Annotated in this window: 5 protein-coding genes; all 5 read left to right on the top strand. The window is 59.6% G+C overall.

The features are described from left to right. Positions 1–694: phosphate ABC transporter permease subunit PstC (gene pstC, locus WBF74_RS11730; protein ID WP_424439944.1), on the top strand; the 694-nt coding region annotated here is incomplete at its 5' end. Beyond that, positions 691–1,989 carry a phosphate ABC transporter permease PstA gene (gene pstA / locus WBF74_RS11725; RefSeq protein WP_424439941.1) on the top strand — a complete coding sequence of 433 codons (1,299 nt, stop codon included), beginning with the start codon at positions 691–693 and terminating at the stop codon, positions 1,987–1,989. The genes pstC and pstA, both read left to right, overlap by 4 nt. Beyond that, positions 1,983–2,819, top strand: a complete 837-nt coding sequence (gene pstB / locus WBF74_RS11720; RefSeq protein WP_424439938.1) for a phosphate ABC transporter ATP-binding protein PstB — start codon at positions 1,983–1,985, stop codon at positions 2,817–2,819. Before pstA ends, pstB begins: the two co-directional genes overlap by 7 nt. A gap of 19 nt (positions 2,820–2,838) precedes the next feature. Next, entirely contained in the window at positions 2,839–3,552 is a 714-nt protein-coding gene (gene phoU / locus WBF74_RS11715) for a phosphate signaling complex protein PhoU (RefSeq protein WP_424439935.1), read from the top strand. Between the two features lie 10 nt (positions 3,553–3,562). Then, a partial coding sequence (gene phoB, locus WBF74_RS11710) for a phosphate regulon transcriptional regulator PhoB (RefSeq protein WP_424439932.1) occupies positions 3,563–4,202 on the top strand: 640 nt, incomplete at its 3' end.

The following is a 4,202-nucleotide window of genomic DNA, read 5'->3' as shown; positions in this document are numbered from 1 at the left end:
GCTTCTCTGGGGTACGCTTTACATTTCCTTTGTGGCACTTCTCGTTGCCGTTCCCATCGGCCTCTTTGCTGCAATCTACATGGCGGAATATGCAAGCAGCCGCGTGCGTGCGGTGGTGAAGCCGCTGCTCGAAATCCTCGCGGGCATCCCGACCATCGTATATGGCTTCTTTGCGCTGGTGACTTTCGGCCCGCTGCTGCATCAGCTCGGTATTCTCGTGAATTACGAGATTTCGGCGTCGAGCGTGCTCACCGCCGGTATCGTCATGGGCATCATGATCATCCCCTTCGTGTCATCGCTTTCAGATGACATCATCACCGCCGTGCCGCAGTCCCTGCGCGAAGGGTCTTACGGGCTTGGGGCCACGCAATCGGAAACCATCAAACAAGTTGTCATGCCGGCAGCCCTTCCCGGTGTGGTGGGTGCCGTGCTTCTCGCCGCGTCCCGCGCCATTGGCGAGACGATGATCGTGGTGCTTGCCGCAGGCATCGCCGCCAATATCACGCTCAACCCGGGTGAGCCTGTCACCACCATCACCGTGAAGATCGTGAGCCAGCTCACAGGCGATCTGGAGTTCAACAGCCCGCAGACGCTGGTTGCCTTCGCGCTTGGCCTGACGCTTTTCGTCATCACGCTCGGCCTTAACGTCTTCGCGCTTTATGTCGTGCGCAAATACAGGGAACAATACGAATGAGCGACGATACGTCCATCGCAGCTCATCATGCTGCGCGAAAGGCGCGGACGAAGAAGCGCTATGCGGCAGAAAGGCGGTTCCGCCTCTATGGTGTTCTGGCAATTCTGAGCGCGCTGGGTTTTCTCGCCTTCCTGTTCACCTCGATCATCGGCAATGGCTGGTCTGCCTTCCTTCAGACGAGCATCCGCCTCGACATCCATTTCGATGAGCAGGTGATCGATCCTTCCGGCGCGCGGGCTGACATGCAGCTTCGCACCGCGAACTATCAGCGTCTCGCCCGCGAGGCGCTCGCGGCGCGCCTCGGCATTGATGCGGATGATCGCACCGCCGCGCGCGACATGAATGCGCTTCTTTCGCGCGGTGTCGTCGTGCAGCTTCGCGATATGGTACTCGATGATGCTGCGATCATTGGCCAGACAGCGTCTGTCTGGCTTCTCGCAAGCGGTAATGTCGATTCCCTGATGAAAGGGTCAATCGACCGTGCAACACCGGAAGCCCGTCGCCAGTTGAATGACAGGCAAGTCGGCTGGATCGACCAACTCGCTGCCGATGGTGGCCTCAAGAAACGCTTCAATACCGGCCTTTTCGTCAACGGTGCATCGAGCCAGCCCGAAACAGCCGGTGTCGGCGTCGCGCTGATCGGCTCCTTCTTCATGATGTTGACGGTGGTTGTGCTTGCCGTGCCGCTCGGCGTGGCAGCCGCACTTTACCTGGAAGAATTTGCGCCGAAGAACCGCCTGACCGATCTCATCGAAGTGAACATCAACAATCTGGCAGCCGTGCCATCGATTGTGTTCGGCCTGCTCGGCCTCGCCGTCTTTATCAACTTCTTCGGCCTGCCGCGCTCCGCCGCGCTGGTCGGCGGCCTTGTGCTGACATTGATGACGTTGCCCACCATCATCATCGCAACGCGGGCAGCAATTCGCGCCGTGCCACCTTCGATCCGCGAGGCGGCGCTCGGTGTTGGCGCATCGAGGATGCAGACTGTTTTCCATCACGTCCTGCCGCTTGCCATGCCGGGCATCATGACGGGTACGATCATCGGTCTTGTGCAGGCGCTTGGGGAAACAGCACCGCTTCTGATGATCGGCCTCGTTGCTTTCGTGGTGGATTACCCGACCACGCCGCTTGAGCCTTCGACGGCGCTGCCTGTGCAAATCTATATGTGGGCGACCGCTGCCGAGCGCGGCTTTGTCGAGCGTACGGCAGGTGCCACGATCATCCTTCTCGGTTTTCTTATTGTCATGAATGCGACTGCCGTAATCCTGCGCAGGAGGTTTGAGAGAAAATGGTAGATATTGCCTTGCAAGAAGGAGCGACAGCGCTTGCCGGAGCACCGGCCCTGACCGCACACCTGCCAGCAGAGGGGCAGGTGAAGATCGCGGGCGAGAATGTGCGCGTCTTCTATGGCGCCAAGCAGGCCCTTTTCGATGTGAACCTCAATGTGGGCGCACGTCAGATAACGGCGCTGATCGGCCCGTCCGGTTGTGGCAAATCCACTTTCCTGCGCTGCCTCAACCGCATGAATGATGTGATCCCTTCCTGCCGGGTGGAGGGGAAGATCACGCTGGATGGGGAGGATGTTTACTCCCCCCATATCGACGTGGTGGAGCTTCGCGCCCGTGTCGGCATGGTGTTCCAGAAGCCGAACCCGTTTCCGAAGTCGATCTATGACAACATTGCCTATGGACCGCGCATTCACGGCTTCGCCACGCGCCGCTCCGACCTCGATGAGATCGTGGAGACGGCTTTGCAGAAGGCGAGCCTCTGGAACGAGGTAAAGGATCGCCTGCGCGAACCCGGTACTGGTCTTTCAGGGGGGCAGCAGCAGCGGCTCTGCATTGCGCGCGCCATTGCCGTGAAACCGGAAGTGATCCTGATGGACGAGCCCTGCTCGGCGCTTGATCCCATCGCGACGGCGAAAATCGAAGAGCTGATGGACGAGCTGCGGCGCGATTACACCATCGTCATCGTGACACATTCGATGCAGCAGGCAGCGCGTGTCTCGCAGCGCACGGCTTTCTTCCATCTTGGCAAGCTTGTCGAGGAAGGCGAGACGGAACGCATCTTCACCAATCCGCGTGACAAGCGCACGCAGGACTACATCACCGGCCGCTTCGGTTGAACGAACAGGAGAACAGGCTGTGACACAGCATATTGTGAGATCATTCCAGGAGGAGCTTGACGGGCTCGCTGCACGCATTGCCCAGATGGGCGGGCTGACGGAAGCGCAGCTTGCAGCCGCCATTGAAGCGGTAGCGCGCCGGGATGGCGAGCTTGCCGAGCGCACCGTTCAGGAAGACAAGCGCGTTGACCAGATGGAAAGGGAGATCGAAGAACACGCGGTGCGCCTCATCGCGCTGCGTCAGCCTGTGGCAACCGATCTTCGCGAAGCCATTTCCGCGATCAAGATTTCAACCGATCTTGAGCGCATCGGCGATCTCGCAAAGAACATCGCCAAGCGCGCCATCGTGCTGAAGGATTTTGACGGCTCGACCCGGCTCATACAGGGCATTTCGCGGATGGGACATCTCGCCCAGACGCAGCTCAAGCATGTGCTGGACGCCTATTCAAACCGTGAAGCAAGTGTGGCGATGGAAGTGTGGCGCGAAGATGAAGAAATCGATGCCATGTACAATTCCGTCTTCCGCGAATTGCTGACTTATATGATGGAAGACCCGCGCACCATCGGCATCTCCACCCATCTTCTGTTCGTGGCAAAGAACATCGAACGCATCGGTGACCACGCAACGAATATTGCGGAGACTGTGAGCTACCTCGTCACTGGTGAATGGGTGAACGACACACGCCCGAAAAGCGACACGACCAGCACTACGGCTGTGAAGAGGGAAGGCTGAGGAACGCGGCATGAAACCGACCGTCATGATCGTCGAGGACGAAGACGCGCTCTCAACGTTGCTTCAATATAATCTCGACAAGGAAGGCTACACCGTCGTCGCCGCGGGCGATGGCGAAGAAGCATCTCTTCTCGCCCGGGAAGTGACGCCCGACCTCATACTGCTTGACTGGATGCTGCCGAGTATTTCCGGTATCGAGCTTTGCCGCCGTCTGCGCGGGCGTCCTGAAACGCGGAACGTGCCGATCATCATGATCACCGCGCGCGGCGAGGAAGCGGATCGCATCCGCGGCCTTGATACGGGTGCGGATGATTATGTGACGAAGCCCTTCTCCATGACGGAGCTGCTCGCCCGCATCCGCGCGGTCATGCGCCGCATCCGCCCCGCGCTGACAGATGACCTCGTAACCTTTGGCGACATCGTGATCGACCGCGCCGCGCATCGCGTGCGTCGTGGCGAGCGGGAAGTGCATCTTGGCCCTACCGAGTATCGCCTGCTCGATCATCTGATCCAGCATCCGGGCCGCGTCTTCAGCCGCGAGCAGCTTCTCGATGCTGTCTGGGGGTCGGATGTCTATGTGGAAGCTCGCACGGTGGATGTGCATGTCGGACGGTTGCGCAAAGCGCTGAACCAGAAGGGCGAGCGTGACC

The sequence above is a fragment of the Parvibaculum sp. genome, assembly GCF_049672805.1.
In the GTDB taxonomy this organism is placed as follows: Bacteria; Pseudomonadota; Alphaproteobacteria; order Parvibaculales; family Parvibaculaceae; genus Parvibaculum.
Note: the sequence above shows the minus strand (reverse complement) of the source record. Positions and strands in the feature narration are given on the sequence as shown.

Excerpts from the sequence above, each read along its gene's own strand:
- pstA (WP_424439941.1), top strand. The coding sequence starts at position 691 with ATGAGCGACGATACGTCCATCGCAGCTCATCATGCTGCGCGAAAGGCG.
- pstB (WP_424439938.1), top strand. The coding sequence starts at position 1,983 with ATGGTAGATATTGCCTTGCAAGAAGGAGCGACAGCGCTTGCCGGAGCA.